Source organism: Phenylobacterium montanum (assembly GCF_018135625.1).
GTDB classification, from domain to species: Bacteria; Pseudomonadota; Alphaproteobacteria; order Caulobacterales; family Caulobacteraceae; genus Poindextera; species Poindextera montana.
Window position 1 is genome coordinate 2,279,070 of record NZ_CP073078.1, and the last position, 19,012, is coordinate 2,298,081.

Annotated in this window: 16 protein-coding genes and 1 pseudogene; 4 read left to right on the plus strand and 13 right to left on the minus strand. The window is 64.0% G+C overall.

Annotated features, from left to right (window positions below; translation table 11 throughout):
* Window positions 1–465: 465 nt before the first annotated feature.
* A complete protein-coding gene (locus tag KCG34_RS10230) occupies window positions 466–1,386 on the minus strand; it encodes an alpha/beta hydrolase (RefSeq protein ID WP_211940253.1) in 921 nt (306 codons plus the stop codon).
* 182 nt (window positions 1,387–1,568) lie between these two features.
* Here KCG34_RS10230 and KCG34_RS26120 point away from each other — a divergent pair.
* Window positions 1,569–1,916 (plus strand): annotated as a pseudogene (locus KCG34_RS26120) (VOC family protein); the annotation flags it as partial.
* Window positions 1,917–1,937: 21 nt separating this feature from the next.
* Here KCG34_RS26120 and KCG34_RS10240 read toward each other — a convergent pair.
* The 3 genes from KCG34_RS10240 to KCG34_RS10250 form a co-directional block, all read right to left on the minus strand.
* Entirely contained in the window at window positions 1,938–2,717 is a 780-nt protein-coding gene (locus tag KCG34_RS10240) for a site-specific integrase (RefSeq protein WP_211940254.1), read from the minus strand.
* Between the two features lie 171 nt (window positions 2,718–2,888).
* On the minus strand, window positions 2,889–3,710 hold the full coding sequence (locus KCG34_RS10245; protein ID WP_211940255.1) for a DUF8021 domain-containing protein: 822 nt from the start codon (window positions 3,708–3,710) through the stop codon (window positions 2,889–2,891).
* Window positions 3,711–3,787: 77 nt separating this feature from the next.
* A complete protein-coding gene (locus KCG34_RS10250) occupies window positions 3,788–5,272 on the minus strand; it encodes a carotenoid oxygenase family protein (RefSeq protein WP_249138293.1) in 1,485 nt (494 codons plus the stop codon).
* A 187-nt stretch (window positions 5,273–5,459) separates the two neighbouring features.
* On the opposite strand from KCG34_RS10250, the gene KCG34_RS10255 reads away from it, so the two are divergent.
* Window positions 5,460–6,482 carry a GntR family transcriptional regulator gene (locus KCG34_RS10255; RefSeq protein WP_211940256.1) on the plus strand — a complete coding sequence of 341 codons (1,023 nt, stop codon included), beginning with the start codon at window positions 5,460–5,462 and terminating at the stop codon, window positions 6,480–6,482.
* A gap of 41 nt (window positions 6,483–6,523) precedes the next feature.
* Here KCG34_RS10255 and KCG34_RS10260 read toward each other — a convergent pair whose 3' ends face one another.
* The 6 genes from KCG34_RS10260 to KCG34_RS10285 form a co-directional block, all read right to left on the minus strand.
* The gene (locus KCG34_RS10260) at window positions 6,524–8,017 is read right to left on the minus strand and encodes an FCD domain-containing protein (RefSeq protein WP_211940257.1); all 1,494 of its coding nucleotides are present in this window, start codon (window positions 8,015–8,017) and stop codon (window positions 6,524–6,526) included.
* A 200-nt stretch (window positions 8,018–8,217) separates the two neighbouring features.
* Complete coding sequence (locus tag KCG34_RS10265; protein WP_249138294.1) at window positions 8,218–9,441, minus strand: acyl-CoA dehydrogenase family protein; 1,224 nt, start codon at window positions 9,439–9,441, stop codon at window positions 8,218–8,220.
* A gap of 471 nt (window positions 9,442–9,912) precedes the next feature.
* Window positions 9,913–10,152 (minus strand): response regulator, encoded by a 240-nt coding sequence (locus KCG34_RS26125; RefSeq protein ID WP_367576034.1) that lies wholly within the window; start codon window positions 10,150–10,152, stop codon window positions 9,913–9,915.
* Between the two features lie 108 nt (window positions 10,153–10,260).
* Complete coding sequence (locus KCG34_RS10275) at window positions 10,261–11,559, minus strand: MFS transporter (protein WP_211940260.1); 1,299 nt, start codon at window positions 11,557–11,559, stop codon at window positions 10,261–10,263.
* 35 nt (window positions 11,560–11,594) lie between these two features.
* Entirely contained in the window at window positions 11,595–12,395 is an 801-nt protein-coding gene (locus KCG34_RS10280; RefSeq protein ID WP_211940261.1) for an SDR family NAD(P)-dependent oxidoreductase, read from the minus strand.
* Between the two features lie 119 nt (window positions 12,396–12,514).
* Window positions 12,515–12,898, minus strand: coding sequence for a nuclear transport factor 2 family protein (locus tag KCG34_RS10285; protein WP_211940262.1), 384 nt, complete (start codon window positions 12,896–12,898; stop codon window positions 12,515–12,517).
* Between the two features lie 328 nt (window positions 12,899–13,226).
* Between KCG34_RS10285 and KCG34_RS10290 the strand changes: the two genes are divergently transcribed.
* A complete protein-coding gene (locus KCG34_RS10290) occupies window positions 13,227–14,699 on the plus strand; it encodes an aldehyde dehydrogenase family protein (protein ID WP_211940263.1) in 1,473 nt (490 codons plus the stop codon).
* 345 nt (window positions 14,700–15,044) lie between these two features.
* Here the strand turns inward: KCG34_RS10290 and KCG34_RS10295 are convergent, their stop codons facing one another.
* Window positions 15,045–15,938: an acetoacetate decarboxylase family protein gene (locus tag KCG34_RS10295; protein WP_211940264.1), complete on the minus strand. Its 894-nt coding sequence runs from the start codon at window positions 15,936–15,938 to the stop codon at window positions 15,045–15,047.
* Between the two features lie 2 nt (window positions 15,939–15,940).
* Window positions 15,941–17,167 (minus strand): MFS transporter, encoded by a 1,227-nt coding sequence (locus tag KCG34_RS10300; RefSeq protein ID WP_211940265.1) that lies wholly within the window; start codon window positions 17,165–17,167, stop codon window positions 15,941–15,943.
* A gap of 347 nt (window positions 17,168–17,514) precedes the next feature.
* On the opposite strand from KCG34_RS10300, the gene KCG34_RS10305 reads away from it, so the two are divergent.
* Window positions 17,515–18,087, plus strand: a complete 573-nt coding sequence (locus KCG34_RS10305; protein ID WP_211940266.1) for a TetR/AcrR family transcriptional regulator — start codon at window positions 17,515–17,517, stop codon at window positions 18,085–18,087.
* A 104-nt stretch (window positions 18,088–18,191) separates the two neighbouring features.
* On the opposite strand, the gene KCG34_RS10310 is transcribed toward KCG34_RS10305, so the two are convergent.
* Entirely contained in the window at window positions 18,192–18,863 is a 672-nt protein-coding gene (locus tag KCG34_RS10310) for a 4Fe-4S dicluster domain-containing protein (protein ID WP_211940267.1), read from the minus strand.
* Window positions 18,864–19,012: the final 149 nt, after the last annotated feature.

A 19,012-nucleotide genomic window follows, 5' to 3' on the forward strand; every position in this document is an offset into this window, starting at 1 on the left:
CAGACTAGATCTGCCCGGCGCGCCGAAACCAGTGTTAGGAATTCCGGATCTTCCGCTCGGCGCTGCCGTGACAAGACGCGAGAGGTCGGCGGCGCACGCTCTCCTACAGAACGTTGCTGCGCCGGGCTTCACGCCGATGCATTCTGATCGGTACGGGCAATCGCCAGGCCCAAACTTCCCGCGACTGACCGCATAGCCCTGCAATCATCGGCGCTTGCGGAAAGACCCCCTGGTTGAAACCGCTGACCTGCAATGACCGACACGTTAGTTTTGTTGCAGGCCCAGGTTATGCGTGACTGTTCTCGAACGTCAGCGGCGCGGATGAGGCGGCAAACTCGCAGCGACTACGACAGCCAGGATAAGTGCTCCGATGACAATCGGCGAGCCGGGCGAATGGGCGCCCCATTTGTCGCGCACTACACCAAGCACCAAAGGCCCGACGCGCCGTGACGATGACGCCGGCGCTCATTCGCCTTCGAGGCATTGTCCGAGGAAGCTGTCGATACGGGCATTGGCGGGTTGGGCGGACGGATGTAGTGTTTCGATAAACGCATGGTCCGCGCCCGGATACAGCGCGATCTCGGCCTCGTTGCCGGCGGCGAGCCAACGGCAGTACATGAACATCGAGTCATCCAACATGGCGTCAAGGGTCCCGACGGTGAAAAGCGCTGGCGGAAGGCCCCGCAGATCCGCGTACAGGGGCGAGAGCTCCGGCGAGCGCAGCTGAGCGGCCCGAGGGGCGTAAGCCTCGACAATCCTCGCGATGTCTGAAGCCTTCAAAGCACCGGTCGTCGCTGAAGCCTGGCTCGGCGTCATGGATGAATCGTAGACGCCAAAACTGAGCGCCGCCCCGTGAAACCGTGCAAGAAGCCCACGGTCCCGCAGCCGGAGCAGGGTGGCCACCGCCAACAGCGCGCCGGCCGATTCCCCCGCGATCAACAGCGGCTCCGCGCCGAACCGGTCCTTGGCGTGCTCCAAGAGCCACAGAGCCGCGGCCTCGCAATCGTCCCAGGCCGCGGGATAAGGGTTTTCCGGCGCCAGCCGGTATTCGACGCTGACACAGGTCACCCCCACCGTATCGGCGATCCGCTCGAGCATATTGTCCTGACCAGCGGCGCCGCCAAGCATGAAGCCGCCGCCGTGAATGTGCAGCAAGACGCCCCTAGGCTGGGAGCACGGCACGACATGCAATGACACATTGGGGCCGACGGCGACGTCATAGGCGCGCGGCGAAGGGGGCGGCGTTGGCATGAAGCCGCCGCCGCGCGCCTTCTCCAGCCCAATCTCCCAGATGCTGCGCAGGCTCCCCAGGCGCCGGGCCATATCCGCGTTGAAGGCCGCGACCTCAGCTGGAACGGCCTCTGGCGCAAATATGTCCTCATGCATCTGTATCACTCGTCAGTTGCTTGGAACTTTTCGAGCGGACAGGGTCCCCTCTCCGCCACCTAAAGGGCTCCAGCCCCGGCAAACGAGTAGGGGGTATTCTCGGCCGTCGTTTTGCCGGCGCTCGCCTTGTCGCCCCCCGGCTCAAGAACGTCATTGACGACAAATATTATCACATTATAATAATGCCCGTCGAATATCGGGCTCCCGGCCCGAGGTCCGTCGCTCTCGCAACGGTCGGTGACATTCCATTGAAGAAGACTACATCCCCTCTGCGCGCCAGCCTGCACCACTTGGCGCTTCAATCGCCCGACCCCGAAACCTTGGCCGCGTTCTATGCCAGGGCGTTGGGATTGCAGATCAAAGCCGGCCCCCGCGAATGGTTGGGTCAGGCGAAGGCTCGGCGACTGTTGTTCCAGGCGGGGCGCGCCAAGACACTCGGCTTTGCGGCCTATGCCACTGAGGAACCTGCCGTTCTGGATGCGCTTGGTGAGCGCATTGGGACCGCAGGCGTTCAAACCGAAGCCTCGCCGACGGACCTTTTCGAGGACGCGCTATGTGTCCGGGATCCGGACGGAAACCGCTTCGTCTTCGGGACGCCGCGCCAGTCTGTCGGTTCCGTTCTCCAACAGGTGGGTGGCGAAGGAACGGCGCAAGGTGTGCACCCTTACCCGCTTGGCCAGGCCGGCGGCCGCGGCGGCCGAGCGGCAGGCGCCGTTCAAAACCTGAATGTCGATGGGCTTGCTCTCGTCACGGCCGGGAAACAGCCAGAGCTTGGGACGCGCCAGCCGCCAGTGGCTGCGCAGGATGCCCAGGAGCTGCGCCGAGAGCATCACATATCGGTCCTTGCCGCCCTTGCCCTGTTCGACGCGGATCACCATCCGGCTGCTGTCGATGTCGCCGACCTTCAGGCCGACGGCCTCGGACGCCCGCAGTCCGGCGGCATAGGCCGTGGTCAGCGCCACCCGCGTCTTCAGGCTCGGCACGGCTTCCAAAAACCGCACCACCTCGTCGGCGCTCAACACCACCGGCAGCTTGCGCGGCTCGCGGGCGTGGGCGATCCGCTCCGGGATCTCTCCGTGGCCAAGGGTGACGCCGTAGAAGAAACGCAGCGCACAAACCGTCTGGTTCAGCGCTGGCCACGAAATGCCGGTCGAGACCAGGTGCACCTGGAAGGCGCGCACATCCTCCAGACCCAGCCGATCGGGCGAACGGCCGAAATGCCGGCTGAACTTCGAGACCGCGTGCAGGTAGGATCGCTGCGTCGCCGGCGAGAGGTTGCGGACCGTCATGTCCTCGACCATGCGCCGGCGTAGAGGGCTCATCTCGGCCATCTGCGATGCTCCTGTCAGAAGGGTTGGCTCGACACCAAATCCTCTCAGACAGGGGCCTTCCCCCAAACGCTCACGACACTCCCGCGCTAGCGGGTTCGTTCAATCCACTTCGTCAACACGGCCTAGAGCGGCGCTCTGATTCCATCAGCGCAGAAACCGCTCTAGCCAGCCTCACCAGGGACTGGGCGCTCCGAACGGCAACTTCTCGCTGATCTCGTCTATGCAACGGATTTCGCCGTCCACGACCTTGAAGATCGCCATCATGTAATGGGTCATCGGCGGAAACCCGAGGGTGTTGGGACCAAAGTCGACCAACACCAGGCTGGCCGCCACTCCCAACCCGACATCAAGCACCGGGAATCGTCGGCTTCGAGGCGACGGGCGGGCGGGCCGCGTCGCCGTGAGGCTGCTGGCGCACGTCAACACCGCCGCCTCGGGCGAGAGCAAAATGCTGAGATTGTTTGTGATTTTCTTGCCGTTGTCGAACCGCTCGCAGCGATAGGCGAACGGGGGAATGCTGCCGTCGCTCTCCTGCAAACCGGTCCAATAGGAATCGGCGATTGCCCTCAACCTGTCACGGTCGACCGCACGGACCGGAGGCACCGGAGCGTCGTAAAGCACGTCGGGCCGGAAAAGCTGATCCACGTCGGCGAAATGGCCTTTGGTGACACTGCTGAGCAAGGTCTCCACTTCGCTGATACGACCGTCCTGGACCTGGAGCCGCACCGCGTAGGGACGCGGGCCTTCGGTGCCCATCGCTACGCCCAGCATGACGACGCCGCCTTGATCCGAATCCATGAATATCTGCAAGGCCGGAAAGTCGATCACCTCGGGCAGGACGTCTGTCGGCACGGGCTTGGCGTTGAGCGAAGCCCGCGCCGCAGGGGCCAAGGGCGCATAGGTCGGATCGCGCCGCACCACGCTTTCGAGATAGCGGTCGGCGAGCCGGCGCAGGGCTGTGTCTTCTGCGCCGGCGAAGCCAGAGAGAATCATCGCATTCGCCTCGAGACGTAGGGGTGAAGTGGGAAACGACGAGCCGATCCGAACCTTGCGCTCTATGCCACGAGACGTCAGTCCGGCAGACGCGAACCGGGGATCCAGGCGGCATGGATTCCGCTCCGCAAGGTGACAGGCACGCGGATGCGGGCCAAAGGTCCTTTGGCCAGGTCCATGGAGTCGAGCACCACGATTTCGCTCGTGCGCGTCGGCACGCGGTTCACGATGCAGACGAGATAACCCTCGCCTTCAGGCGCGTCCTCGGACCGCGGCAGGAACACCGGATCCTGCAAGGTGCACTCCGGGCCGGCAAACCATTCCTCCGATTCCCCCGACTTCACGTCGTATCGATGCAGGGTGTTGAACATCACCGGCATGGGCCGTCCTTGTTCGTCCGTGGCCAGGCGGGTGCGATCCAGCCCCGGCATCCAGACAAAGCGGTGCTCGCGCATCGCATAGCGTTCATCGATGTGGGGACCTTCGCCAAAATGGCCGTCTGCGAGAACCGTCCGGCTGGACTGATCCAGACGAAGTTCATCCGAATTGTAGTCGATCACGTAGCGGACCAACTTCATCCGCACGGCGCCCGGCTCGGTCGCACGACCGTCCTTATCCGGGAACATCGGGCCAAAGGCGTTGCCGTCCCCTTCGACGAAATCGAAGCAGATCTTTCCACCCTGCTCAAAGGCGTTGATAGTATGCCCGGTGAAGCTTGGCTGCGCGCGGAACCACTTGGTTTCACCAGCTGAGCCGTAGCGCGGCATGACGCCGAAGATCTGATCCATCTCCGGCTCAAATTGAAAATGCTCGCCGCCCCGCTTCAGGCGTTCGACGTCGCTCGAGTAGGGCATGATCGGAAAGATCGTATAGTTTTGCGTCGCCGCGCAGTCGTGGATCATTGCCGCGCAGGGCGCCTCCATCCACGCCCTGTGAACCACGCGGCCTTCGCGATCGACCACGTAGTAGGCCAGGTCGCGGGTGCACTCGCCGTTGGCCGCGTAGCCGAAGCCGATCATCTCTCCAGATACCGGATCAAACTTCGGATGAGCCGTCCAGGTTTTGCTGTCGATGGCGCCACCCGCGCGCCAGGGTCCCCTGGTGTCGAGCGTCACCGGATCGAGCGCGTAGGCGGGCCCATCCTCTTTTGAGGCGAGCAGCATTCCCGCGTGGAGATACACCGCCGTGTTGGCGGTGGTGCGGTCCCGGCCCGCCACGCTCGGATCGTCGCGAAACGGATTGCGATAATGCGGAAACAGCGACCGGCGAGCTGCTCGCTCCAGCAGGAAGCGTTCAGTGCGCACGTAACGCGATCGGAAATCGACGTGTCCGTCTCGGAAACGCAGCGCGCGGACCATGCCGTCGCCGTGGGCGCTCGCGTCCATGGGCGAAACATAGGTGTCCTCAGGGGGGAACTGCTGATCCGGCACGGCCTGCACGAAGAGCCCGTCGATCGACTTCGGGATTTCACCTTCAACGACTTCCAGGTCAAAAACCTCCCCCTCGAAACGGGACGGAGTGTCGATACCGCGGCTCATAATCGGCGGGAACAACTTGGTCATGGGATAACCTCGGTCTGAACCCGGTGGACCATAACGGCCCGATCGAAGGAAACTATGTTGTTATTTTCATCGAGACGCAGGGCCGCGCTATCGGCGAGGCGTTGCCAAATCAGGTCATGCCCCCGACAATGCGGGCTGCAAGCTTCGCCGCGAATTCTTGACCGCGCCGCGAGAACAGGAGCTGTTCGTGTCCGCCCTTTCCGCAAGGTCACCTGCCAGACATGTCGCGACGACCGGCCACCGCGCTTCTGCGCCTCACCCGATCGCCGACGCCGGTTCAAAGGCCGCAAGCGCCGTCGCGATCGCGCGCCAACTCGAACAACGCTTCATCCTCGACGGCTGGTCGAAGGGACGCTGCTATGGTCGTGAAGACGAGCTGGCGGCGCAGTTCGGGGTAAGCCGCAATCGCGTGCGTGAAGCTGCTCGCATTCTGGAGCTTCGCGGCACCGCGCGTATGCGCAGGGGGCGGATGGGCGGCCTGCAGACCTCGACCCCGCCTGCGGATCTCGTACGGGACATGGTCTGGGGCTATTGCAGGTTCGCCCGGCTCCCGGCCCGGCCATTGGCCGCCGCGGGGCGCCTGGAGCCGACCCTGCCCCCCAAGCTCGGGGCGAACCGCATTCTCGCTTTTTACGGGTATTGTCTCGAGGTGCTGGATCGACCCGGAGCGCTCGAACTCAGTTCCTCCACTCCGCCTGCCTTGGGTTCGACGCGAGTCGGCCAGATCGTGCATGATCTGATGCTTCGCCGGCAGGCTGGCGGGTGGCTCGCGGGACAGGTGCTGGCCAGCGAAGCCGGGCTTTGCGAGCAATATCAGGTAGATCGAGGCGTGATGCGTCAGGCGCTCCGCGTGCTCGAAGCCGCCGGCGTAGCCGTGAGCATTCCAGGTCGCGGACATGGCCTCATGGCGCTAGCAGCGACGCCAGACAGCCTCTGTCAACTCATCTGCTGCCATTTCAGCGCCATGCAGGTCTCCCTCCAGGAAATCCAGGAGGCCGTCGAGTGGCTGAACGAAGAGGCAGCCTCCCAAGCGGACCGTGGTTCTCGGACCGAGCCGGTCCCCCAGGATCATTACCACGCTGCGCCCCATCCCGCGCTGGGATTGCTCCGGCGCAGCCTGGGCGCGCTGGCTGCATGGAACATGCAGAAGAGCAGCCTCGCTCCCCGAGAGATGCAGGCGTACGCGGAACCTATGGGCCTATGGGCCTAGAATGGCAGTGTAGCGTTCGCCCGCGAACGCCAAAATGCGCCTCAGCCAATCTCGCGCAATTGGTTGAACTCGCTTTGCGAGCGGAGGGATGCGCGAAGCGCGAGCAGCTTATCGTACTGACGCTCCATAGCCCTGGCGGAATCGCGGGAACGGATCGCGTCATAGACCTTAGCCGTATGATCGGCATAGAGCGCGGCGATCGGCGGGGGCGCGATGACTTCCCCGACCAAATTCCACGACAGATAAGCCTTGGCGCCATCGAGGAAAGCGCTGAGAAACGCGCTCTTCGCTGCGCCGTGCTGAAACCGTTCGAACCTCTGCAAGGCTCCGATCGGAACGCTCGTGCGCAGAGCGGCCAGGTCCATCAACAGGGCGTTGACGAGCTGCACCTCATCCGAGCCGATACGTCTCGCGGCCATGCCGGCGATCTCCATTTCGAGCGCCTCGACGAGCCGCTCGACCTCCCCGACGGCGATGGCCCGGCTCGCAATGAAGCTGCACAGCTGGCGACTGAGCGGAGCGGTGCTCGGACGTCGGCTGACCAAGCCCCTGCCGCGGCCCGCCCGAGCGTCGGCGATTTCCGAGGCCTCCATTATGCGGATGGCTTGGCGGACAACGCTCTTGTCCACCCCAAAGCGGTCGCAGAGGTCGAATTCGTTGCCCAACAAGATGCCCTGCGCCCAGGACTCCGCATCCTTTCCTCGCATCAACTCGCGAACAACGGCGGCGGCGAGCCTTTGCTCATTGGCCAAGCCGCTGATGCCAAAGGGACGCTGCCTACGGTCCAGGCAGGCCATGCCGACCTGGTGCAGCAGCACACGAAGCCTGCTGGGGGCCGTCGAGGGCTTCCGACCGGCTTCTTGAGCGAGCTTGGCGGTGACCCCTTGCAAGTCGCGGGACGTCGCACGCGAACCGAACGGCTCGGTAAGAAACGGCGTCAGACAATCGACGAGAATTCCCAGCAGCTTTGAGCCGCTCTTCTCGATCAATTCTGAGCACATGGCTCGAGGATCGAAGATGTCCTTTTCAGCATGGCGCGCAAGCAGCGACTGCAAGGGCTTGCATCCACCCCGCAGGAAGAGCAGCCGTCCCGCCGTCAGGTGTAACGTCACCCAGGCGCGAACAATCGCGCCTGGAGCAACGGCTGTCAGACTGGCGTAGTCCAGCAAGGCTTGATGCAGATGGTGGACCGATGGCCGGAGGATTTCCAGGCCGCCTTGCGGACCGCGCTTCATGCGCGCACAGCCGCGCCCCTCCAGAATTCGCACCGCCTCGCGCATGACATCACGGCCGACCCGGCACTGACTGGTGAGTTCCGGCTCCGAGCCGAAGATGCGCCCGACGGGCCAGCCCGCCAGGATGAAGCGTTCCTCCAGGTGGCGGGCCAGCAGCAGCGGAAGCTTCGAACGAGCGTCGTCATTTCCGACCACACTGGCGCAAAGATCGGAAATCTCGCTGCTGTCGGGGCCGTCCATAGGCGCGTACGAATCCCGAACGAGGAAGCGAGTGTGAAAATTGATGATGCTGGCGCTCATCCACTATCGCCGATGAGCAGATTCAAGCTGATGAGCTTGCAAGGGCGACAGCGTCACGGACAGATCATCACTCACGCTAGCCTTTCCTCCTCCCCCCGATTTTTTATCTATTACCGACCCCGGGGTGGCAGGAGGCTAAAACACTGCGATCCGCTGGTGAAGTCCTTGCGATCGCCTAGGGCGATTGGGCGCACTCGCCGCTAGGCGAGCTTCGCCTCCTTTTCCGCCTTGGCCACACCCGGAACGGCCGCAGCGAAACTTGCGAAAGGCGCATGCCCCAGCAACTGACGCCCGCTGATTTCCGCGGCCGGATCCAATCGGGTCGAACCGTGGGTGAGGGCCACTCGGGCGTCCCGCACAAACCGCTGAATGGGATTGCTCAGACTGACGGTCGATGAGCCGAGCGCAATCTGCATCATGTCGAGGGCGGCGCCGCAGACGTTCCCTGCATGGACGAAATCCATCATGATTTCGGCTTCCTCTGCTGGGGAAAAGGCCTCGCCCCCGTTGGCTTTGCGGTCGATATAGGCTGCGCGTTCGAAGATCAGAGCCTGAGCCGCGTTGATCATTGCCTTGACCTTGCCGGCCACGACTTGCACCGACGGCGCATCGGCGACCTTCTCGTAAGGCAAGTTGAACGGCTTGCGCGCCCGGGCCTGCTCCACAAAGCAATCGAAGGCGCCCCGAGCCATGCCCACGGTGATGGCCATCGTTTCCATGGCGACGATCAACATCAGACCGAGGGCATCGAGCTTGTAACCCTGGCCGCCGAAGCGCTGACGCAGGCCATCGAGACGCTGCGGCAATTCGGCGAGAGGAACGACACGCGATGCCGGCACGAACACGTCCTCATCGACGGCGACACTATTGCTGGAGGAACCGGACATGCCCATGACCTGCCAGTCGTCGATAATCCGGTACTGCCCCTTCTCCAGAAGAACCATCAGCCGGGTTGGGACACCAGGCGTCTCCTCGACCTCAACGCCGACGACCATGAACGCGGCGTGTTTGCATCCGCTGCCGAAAGCCCACTTGCCGCCCGCCTCAATGATATAGCCGCCGTCGATTGGGCGGCCCTTCTGGATCCGGTCAGAGAACAGCGATGCGCTGGCCACGACGGGTCCGGGCCATTGCGAGGCGCGGCCATAGACGGCGGCAACGGTCTCGTCGGGGAACGTTAGCATCACCCGCGCGAATCCGGAGGCGATCATCACGATCCAAGCTGCAGAGCCATCGCCCTGCGCGACGTTGGCGACAATCTCTGCCAGGTCCCTTGCTCCCAAGGCGTAGCCGCCATGCTCGAGGGGCGCCGAAACCTGGAACACGCCCGTCTCGTGCATCGCCGCAAGGGTCGCTGGCGGCAGGCACCCAATGCGCTCGCCTTCGGACGCATGCTGGCGGATCAGCGGGATCAGGTCGCGCATACGGTCCCTGATGAGTCGGCCTTCAGGACTTGAATGGACGGATTCGTGCATCGGGGAAGCTGAGGCCATAGACTTTATCCCATTCAGGTTTCTTTAGAGACTGGCCAGGCGCGCCGCGCCCAACGTTCGGTGCGCGCCCTGCCGGGAGAGGCGGGGCACGATGTAGCTGCAGCCGCCGCAGCCTGGGTCGCCCAGGGGGCCAATAGCTGAGCGCATCGCAAAGTGAGAGGCAAGGCAACGACATTGCTTCAGCGCCCCCCCTGATCTCGGGGCGAAACCCCCGCGTTGCTTGTCTAGCGAACTATCCGAAGCGCCCGGACCGCTCACGCTCCAAGACGTGAGGGAAATTCATATGCAGGGCGTTCAACTGTTCCCAAGCAAGATCCACGAGCCAGCTTGAAAGGAACGGCTCCCCAAGGAGGGGTATGTCCGGTGGGAGATTCGGCCTTTCAACGCATCCGGACATGACGATTACCTCCATGTGCCATGATGGGCTCGCACAGACATCGCCAGGTCCATTCCGTTGAGTTCCCCTGGCATGTTCACGTCGGTGCAGACGAGTTTAATACCAGGGTTATCCTTCAGCGCGGCTAGCCCAGCAGCGGTGCCAAACGCCTCAACCACCCGGAAACCCGCCTTCTCGAGCGATTCGACCGCGTGGCTTCTGACCAAGAAGTCGTCGTCAACAACAAGAATATGATGAGACGGCATAGACTGACTCTGCAATCTCGTGCTCCTCCCTGCCCGACTGCGATACGGTTTGAACGGACGCCATCCTAGTGTGGACAGACGCGGCCCGAAAACCAGACGGCGCTTTCACTATTTATGTGCGTTCCCGGCAGGGGTTGGCCGTGGTCTCAGCGCGTCTGGGCGGGCGCTCTGCGCGAACCGGTATCTCGGCAGCGCCAAGCCGATCAGCACCGCTGCGGCGGTCGCGACGACCAAGCTGGGCAGGGCTGGCCGATAGGACCCGAAGGCATCGCGGGCCACCCCGAGCACAACCGGTCCCAGCCCCATCGCCAAAGTGCAGAGGCCGAGGATGAGGCCGAATATCTGGCCCGAATGCCCAAGACCGAAATAGCGGGTGGTCAGAAAGGGGGTCAGCCCCGTTATTGCGCTGAACCCCACGCCCAGGAGTACGAGCGCGGGGATGATCATGTCAGGCGGTCCGAACAACGCGAGGCAGAAACCAGCCACTGGGAGCAGAAGAAAGACAGACAGTAATCGCGGGTCGGCAACCCGATCAGCGAGTGCGCCCGCAAGCAATGGTCCGGTTGCTCCGGCCAATGAAAAGGCGGACAGGGCCATCGTCGCCACGCCCTCGCCGAGGCCGCGCTCGGCGCACCAAGCGACGAAATGCCCTACGAAGCTGTTGATGGCGCCGCAGACGAGCACGGCGAAGCCGACCACGATCCAGAACTCCCGCGACCTTAGGGCCTGGCCACTTGTGTAGCCGCCTTCGACGGAAGGCCCGAGGGCCGCAGTGGCCGCGCCTGCCGCCTTCGATCGCCCAGGCAGCAATACCGCCAGCGATACGGCCAGCGGCGCCACAAGCAGAACGATCGTGCCCCCTAATACCCCATAGGCCTTGCGCCATTCCATCACGCCGAGCAGCCAGTGCGCGGCGGTCACCGCCGCCGCGGTGCCAATCGCGGGCCCGATGCTCATGACGAAGCCCAAGGCCACGCCCCGAGCTCGTTGGACGTGTTCTGAGACAAGCTTGGTCAAAGCGACCGGACCGCAGGCGCTGCTGGCGACGCCAAGAACCATGCTGATAAGGTAAAGCTGAACAATGCTGTGGGTCAGAAAGGACATCGAAAACAATGCGGCCCCCCAACACGCCATACCCCATACCAGCACGGTGCGGACACCGACCTTGTCGATGAGGGCTCCGATCGCCGGGCCGGCCAGAGCGCCCGACAAGCCGCATACGACGAGGGCTTGAGGAAAGGTTGCCGCACCCCAGCCAAGCTCTTGCGACACCGGGCGCAGGAACAGCGGGAAGGTGCCAATGAAGAAGGCGGCTACGCCAAACGCCATGCACAGCCCACTCACCGCCACGAGGGCCAGGGTTTTGGCCGAGGAGGGCTGCGCAGCCACATCATGCAATTTACTCATAAGGGCCTCTCGATCGTGAGTCCCGGCCGAGGTTGTTACACCCCGCCATCCGCCACGATATTGATTCCAGTGATGTAGTCGGCCTGGCGACTGGCAAGGAATGCGACCGTCGCGGCGATGTCGTCTCCCCGCCCGATGCGCCCGACGGATTGGCCGAAAACCTCGAGCGCGATCTTGCGCTCGACGGGCCTCCAATCCTCTCCGAGGCCCTGCACGCGTGCTATTCCAAGCAATTCGTTCTGCGAGCCGGGCGAGTGAATGACGCCACAGCTGATCGAGTTGGAAGTGACGCCTGTCCCCGCTAGGGAACGTGACAGGCTCCGCGAAAGGTTGATCTCCGCGGCCTTTGCCGCCTGGTAATCAGGAAACAGCGGCGGCTGGTGCAGAGCGATCGCGCTCGAGATCTGAATGCAGCGGCCCCAACCCCGCTCCACCATCCCTGGGACAAGGGCATCAATCAGCCGCGCGGATGCTACGACGTTCAAGGCGTAGGTTTCGGCCCAGGTCTCGGCGCCCTGGCCAGTCCAGCCGTCGTGGGTCCAGCCTTTCGGACGGCCGCCGGCATTGTTCACCAGGATATCGACTCCCCCGACGTCCGCCTCGATGGCGTCCAGCATGGGCCGCACTGCTTCTTCGGCCGTCAGATCCGCCGTAACCATGATGGCCGCGCCGCCGCGGGACTCGATTTCGCGGCGCACGGCTTCAGTTCGAGCCGCGTCGCGGCCATGCACCACCACGGTCGCGCCTTCGGCAGCTAGGAGGCGAGCGATCGCCTCGCCGATACCCGAACTGCTGCCCGTGACGAGAACGCGCTTACCCTCGAGTCCTAAATCCATGAGTTCCCCTCGTGCTCCCTCGCCTCGACCCCGCACAACTTCAGCGATGAAGGACGTAAGGCGATCGACTATGCCGCGCCGCCTCTCGAGGGCGGCCGGTCCGATTGCAACACCAGGCCCTACGGCTCCAGCGGCGCCGCGTCCCAATGTTCGGCCAACTTGCCGTTCTCGATCCGCCACATGTCGAACCAGTAGGAATTGTAGAACTCGCCCGGGCGCGTGGGGTGCGGAACCTTGCGCGGCAGCATCATCACGACGAGGTCGCCCTCCGCGACCAACACCGGCCTGCCTGCCGGGCGCATCTCGTCGCGCGCGGTCTGGGCGCGTTCCGACTTGGTGAAATCGATGATGGCCTGCCTGCCGGACGGGATGTTCGGATTATGCTGTATGTATGATTCCGTAATAAAATCCGCCACTTGGTCAGATTTGTTAGGATCGACCAGGAGCTCCATGAAACGAGCAACGGCCTGTTTGTTAGCCTCCAGAATGCTCTTTTCGTCCATGGCGTCTCTCCCACTCTTTCTGTCGATACACTACGGACCTTTTCCGGAGCCCCAAACCAGACGACGGAATTTGGCGGCCCGAGAGATGCTGCAGCCGCCGATTTGGATCGCCGCCGCGCGCCCTCAGACGCGAACACCGGCGCGGAGAATCCGAACAAGGCGCCGGACGAGCTGGCCAATTCCGCCCGCTGGTTTCCAGCGCGCGCGGCTTCCATTCTGCGGCAAGTTGCGACCTCGCCCCGCGGCCTGCGTCAAGCACGGCCGCCGGTTTGGCGTCGGAGGCATCCAATTCCGCCTCGTGAATAACTCGATCCCGTTGGAGATAACGATGAACAACGCCGCCAGCCTCCTGGCTCCCGAAACCTGGTCAGAGAAGTTGTTTGACGGGACTTGGCGGCAAGCCACGGGGACCATTGCGGTTCACGAACCGGCCACGGGCGAGGTGCTCGGCCTGGTGGGCCTTTCCGATCCGGCAAGCCTCGGCGCGATCGCGGAAAGGGCCATGCGGGCTCAAGCCGCCTGGGCGGACACGCCGGCCGAGGAACGCGCCACGATCATGCGTCGCGCCGCCGATCTGTTCGAGCAGGAGCGTGATCAGCTCATCGGTATGATCATGCGCGAGACGGGGGGGGTGCGTGGCAAGGCCGAAACGGAGCTGGCTGGGACCATAGGCGAGCTGATCCATTCAGCTGCGCTGTTGATTGCGCCCGAGGGCCAGATACTCGCCCACCCCGACCGCTCTAAGCTGAGTTTTGCTCGGCGCGTGCCGCTCGGCCTCGTCGGCGTGATCACGCCGTGGAACTTTCCGATGCTCCTGGCCATGCGGTCGGTCGCGCCTGCCGTGGCGCTAGGCAACGCTGTGATTCTCAAGCCCGATCCCCAGACACCGATCGTGGGCGGCGCCGTGATCGCGCGCATCTTCGAAGAGGCCGGGGTGCCCCCGGGGGTGTTCAGCGTCGTCAACGGCGGAGCCGACGTCGGCGAGGCCTTGATCACGACGCCCGAGACGCGGCTGATCACCTTCACCGGATCCACGACGGTCGGCCGTCGTGTGGGCGAACTGAGTGGCCTCCACTTGAAGAAGGTCGGTCTCGAACTGGGTGGCAAGAGTCCCTTCATCGTCCTGGACGATGCCGACCTCGAAGCCGCCGCCTCGGCCGGCGCCTGGGGGTCGTTCCTGCACCAGGGCCAAATCTGCATGGCCAGCGGGCGACACATCGTGCATCGCAAGGTCCTCGACGACTATCTGGAAATCCTCAGCCGAAAGGCGCGGCAGTTGAAAGTCGGCAATCCGCTTCTTTCAACCGACATCGCGATCGGGCCGATCATCAACGCCAAGCAGCTGGCGCGCGTGGACGAAATCGTGCGGAACTCCGTAGCGGCAGGCGCCAACCTGGTGACGGGCGGGACTTTTGAGGGCCCCTTCTACCATCCGACCGTTCTCAGCAACGTGAATCCCCAAGTTCCCGCATATCATCTCGAAATCTTCGGGCCGGTCGCGCCCGTCGTGGCGGCGGAGGATGAGGATGACGCGATCCGGATCGCCAACGACACCGAATACGGCCTTTCCAGCGCCATCCAAACCGGTTCGCTCGAGCGCGGTCTGAAGCTGGCTCGGCGCATCAAGGCCGGCATGGTGCACATCAACGACCAGACGATCTCCGATCTGCCGGGCATTCCGTTCGGCGGCATGGGACAGTCCGGCAATGGCTCGCGGTTTGGCAGCACCACCAATTGGGAAGAATTCACCCAGTGGCAGTGGATGACCGCTGGAGGGGAACCGGCGCGGTACCCGTTCTGATGCGGTCGGGGGCCCGCCCCGAACATCCGACCACCGGCGCGCAAACGAAGCTTGGACAGGCGTGGCGCACGGTTCCTCGCAGCTAACCTGAGGCATGAGAGGAATCGTACTGGAGCCGCGGATCACCGATCCGCGGCTCATTTTCCTCTACGGGCTGATTTGAACGCTCCATTTCGAGACGGATTCGAATCCGACCCGCGCCAACATGAACCGCGTTTTCACGGCCCGCGCGAAAGGTCACATCCAAAAAATGGCCGGCCCTGGGATCCAATCCGAGAGCCGGCCAAGACGCCGGCGACGGGAGGGAGGCGCCGGGATCCCTATCTCGAAAAGCTCAGGCGGCGGTCATGCCGGCTCGATCGCTCGCATGCCGTTCATTGAAATGCCGATCCCCGGGCCACTGAAGGCCACCATTTCGGCGTCGACGAATTCCAGGATAGGCAGGTCCGACATGCCGTTGACGACGTGGAACGACAGCGGCATCTGTTCGAAGGTTGCTCGCGTCCAGCGCAGCGAGCCCTTTGCGTTCCACTTGCGGAACTCGAACTCGTCGAAGTTGATGTTCTGAGCCCTGACTGCGGTACCCGGCAGCGGCGCCGCCGTTGTGACGTAGGCCAGGTCCGCGCCATCGCATCCGCCGGGGCTCGTACTGGGCATATATTTGTAATAGAGCTGCGCACCGCCACCCGAGCCAGGCAGCTTCCTGTCCGGAGCGACTTCTTCGACCATTTCGTTCAGCTCGATCTCGAAGAAGGTATGGCCGAACCAGGACGCCTGGCATGCCGCCGAGCCCCTTTCCTTGTCCCGGACGATCTCGGTGAAATCGGCGTATAGCTTGGAGAAGCCCAGTTCCTCTCGCCCCGTGGTGATCGCCTCAGGCTGGCCTTCCCACAGGACGGGGCAGAAGGCGCCGTCGTGGCGCTCGGTCTTTCCCTGGTAGGTGACGGGGAAATCGACCGCCAGGATGCCGTAGCCGCGGCCTGCCAGCCAATACAGGTTCTTGAACCAAGCGCAGGAGACAGAGACTATCGGATCCCCGCGCAGGGAAAAGCCGGGCGGAAGCAGCGCCCCCAGCTTGGCGGCGTCGGTGCGGTAGGCGACCTTCATCCATTCCGCGCTCATCGTGCCCGCCTCCTCGCGGGTCCACATCCGGCCTTCCGGGTGCTGGCGCGGACCTGGCGCGGGCCCGAACACAACGGGCATGCGGTAGCGGGCCCCGGACTTGAACACGAACGTCATTGTCACTCTCCTGGATCGCGAGGGGATCGGCTGGACACCGCAGCCGCCGAGAGCGCGATCAAGCCTCCTACGCCGCAAAGAGCGGCGTAGAACAAGACCGCCGGGGGCGTGCCGCCGAACAGGCTCGAGAGCTGGATGACGCTGATGGGGCTGAGGAACTGCCCGAGGAAGAAGGCGGCTTGCCAGATTCCCGAGCCGCGGCCGCGCTGGTCGAGGCGCAATCCCGTCAGCGCCGAGGTCAACAGGGTCGGCAGGTATATCCCGCAGCCGAGCCCGTTGATGGCCGCTCCCAAGACGATGGCGAAATAGGTAGGCCCAAGGGCGATCAGGACAAAGCCAACCGCCGCGACCATGAAGGCGATCAGCAGCTTGAGCGCCACGCCTACCTTCGCCAGCATCCGGAAAGCGACCGAACCGACCGGCACACCGACGGCGGCCAGGGCCGCGCCCATGCCGATCTGCGCCGGGGAAGCGTAGCCCCGTGAGGTCATGATGAACGAGAACTGGATCACCACCACATAGAAGGCCATCGAGCCGAACGCCGTCACAGCCGAGCTCAGGAGCAGACGACGCCAGGCCAGCCCACCGCCATCGGGCCCAGTCGCCCTTGCCGCCCCGTCAGCGTGCGCCGGCGCCCGCACCGGCTCCCAGGTCAGGGACAGCACGAGTACCGCCAGAAGGAACGGCAAGGCGTAGACCACGAAGGGCGCCCGCCAGCTGATCTCCCCCAGAGCCCCGCCGAGCGCGAGGACACCCACCGCGACCAGATTGGCCGAGCCCATCTGCGCGGCGAACCACCGCTCTCTGCTTGCGCCCTGAAAGTAGTCTCCGAGCAGCGCCGTGGACGCTGTAATCACCGCCGCCTCAGCCGCCCCGACCCCGCAGCGGCTCACCAGGATCAGGGGCAGCGAGTCCAGGAACAGCGGCGCCATCCCGAACACACCGTAGGCTGCCAAAGCGACAAGCAGGACCGGCCGGCGTCCGACCTTGTCGGCGAGATGTCCCAACGGCGCGGCAAGCACGGCCACGAACAAGGCCGGAAGCGCGATCGTGAACTGGATCAGGTCAGAGGCGTGGCCGACCCGGGAGAAATGCGTCGCCATCCGTGGCAGGACCGGCGATATCAGAGACGTCGCGATTACAGCCAACCAGGCAGTGGCCACGAGGGACCATCCCTGCGCCCATCCTGCCGCGCGCTCTGCCGCGACAGAGGGGCCACCTTCGCTCAATCGGGTAGCCGCTGTGGGCATCAACGTCCGGCTCGTCGGTCTAGAGCGCGTCGCGCTCGGTTTCCTCGCGTCCCGGACCATCCGCCAAGCCCGTCATCGACGAACGGGACTTGACCATATGGTCGGATTTGAACGATCTAGTCACTATTGAACCCGCGAACTGTCAAGGCAAAATTTCGTCCGGCGCCCCACAAGTCGCCGGTGCGATCCCTTCAGCGGCGCTTTGGCGCACGCTAGAGTCGGACGATCTACGAGGAGAGTCGTCGTTGAAAACTCCAACCCGATCCAATCCTGCCGCGGCGTCGCCGAGGCTGGAACGCAGGCGGGCCCGCACGCGCGGCGCGTTGATGAGCGCCGCTGAGCAGTTGCTCTCCGTGCGGCCTGCGGAAGCCGTAAACGTTGACGAGATCGCGGCGCTCGCTGACGTCGCTAAGGGGACCTTTTACAACTACTTCACCGACAAGGACGCGCTCGTGCGCGAGGTCGAGGAGGCGGTTCGCGAGGAGCTCGAACAACGCATCGCCCAAACGAACGACGGCATCGAGGACTGCGCCGAACGGGTCGCACGCGCCTTCGCCGCAATGCTCAATTGGGCGCTGGCGGATCCGACCAAAGCTCGCACGCTGCTGCGAATGACGCCGCATTTCGCCGACCCGAACGCCCCGAGTAATTCCGGCGTGAGGGGCGACGTGCATGCCGGCGTCGCAGCAGGCCGTTTTACAGGGATCGCCGACGAAGCCGGAATTGTGTTGGTGCTCAGCGTGCTGACAGGCGGCGTGAACCGCGCCCTGGACCTCGTCCAGAAGAAGAAGGTGCGGGTGCTCGGCGAAAGTTTGGCCCAAGCCCTTCTGGTCGCCCTGGGCCTTCCCCGCGGGGACGCCGAGGCGGTCGCCAGCCGCGCCATGGCGCTTGTCCGTTAGAGCGCTTTCCGGCGAAGTGGATACCGGTTCGACGCCAGAAAGCGCGCCAAAACGAAAATCTACAGCGGGGCTCTGATCCTATCAGAGCGCCGCTCTAATTCGCCTCAGGCGAGCCGGGCAAGCCCGAGGTATTCGCTCCGTTCAAGGGTCAGCGTGGCCGGCAAACCGGTCGCCGTGCGGCCTTGAGCGAGGCGGACCTCATATTCACCGGCTCCAGGGTCGAGGCTTTCGAACTTGTAGTCGCCAAACACGTCGGTCTTGGTGGTCTGCAGCAGCATTCCATTCAGCCATAGCTCGAGTTCGACGCCTTGGGCGCATTCCTCGACGCCGTTGCGATCCTCGGCCAGGGAGCCGCCGATGAAGGCCTTATCGACACGATCGAAGTGACGATAGTAGATCCGGGCCTTGGTCCCGAGCTCGGGCCGTAGGGTTCGCAGGCCGCCCCGCGCCGCCCGCTCGGCCATCGCCGCGTCCTCGACCTTGACCGCCTCGAGGGCGCCTGTCGGACAGACCTGCGAAACCCGCGGCTCCTTCCAGCCTTGGTCGAGCAGGTGCGCCTCGAAGATCCAGTTCTGCGGAAGCTGCAGTTCGTCGTTCCAATGAATATGCCCGTACGGGCACATGCCGACGATGTCTTTGCGCCCCTTCGCTCGGACGGGATCTATGATCACGATGCCATCAGCCCGCTTGGTGACCACGTCGGCGGTTTCGGCATTCATGCAGGGGCCGTCGTCACAGTGATTGCAGGCGACCGGATAATGCGAGGCGTCGATCATCGGGGCCGCGCCGCGCTCCTGGCGCTCCACGCGGAACCAGCGGGCGCCTTTGGCGGGTTGCGGGGCGGCATAGCCAGGAAAATCGTTCCCCCCGTGCTCGTCCTTCACAGCCAAAAAGCAGTTGTTGCAGTTGTTGCAGCGATCGACAT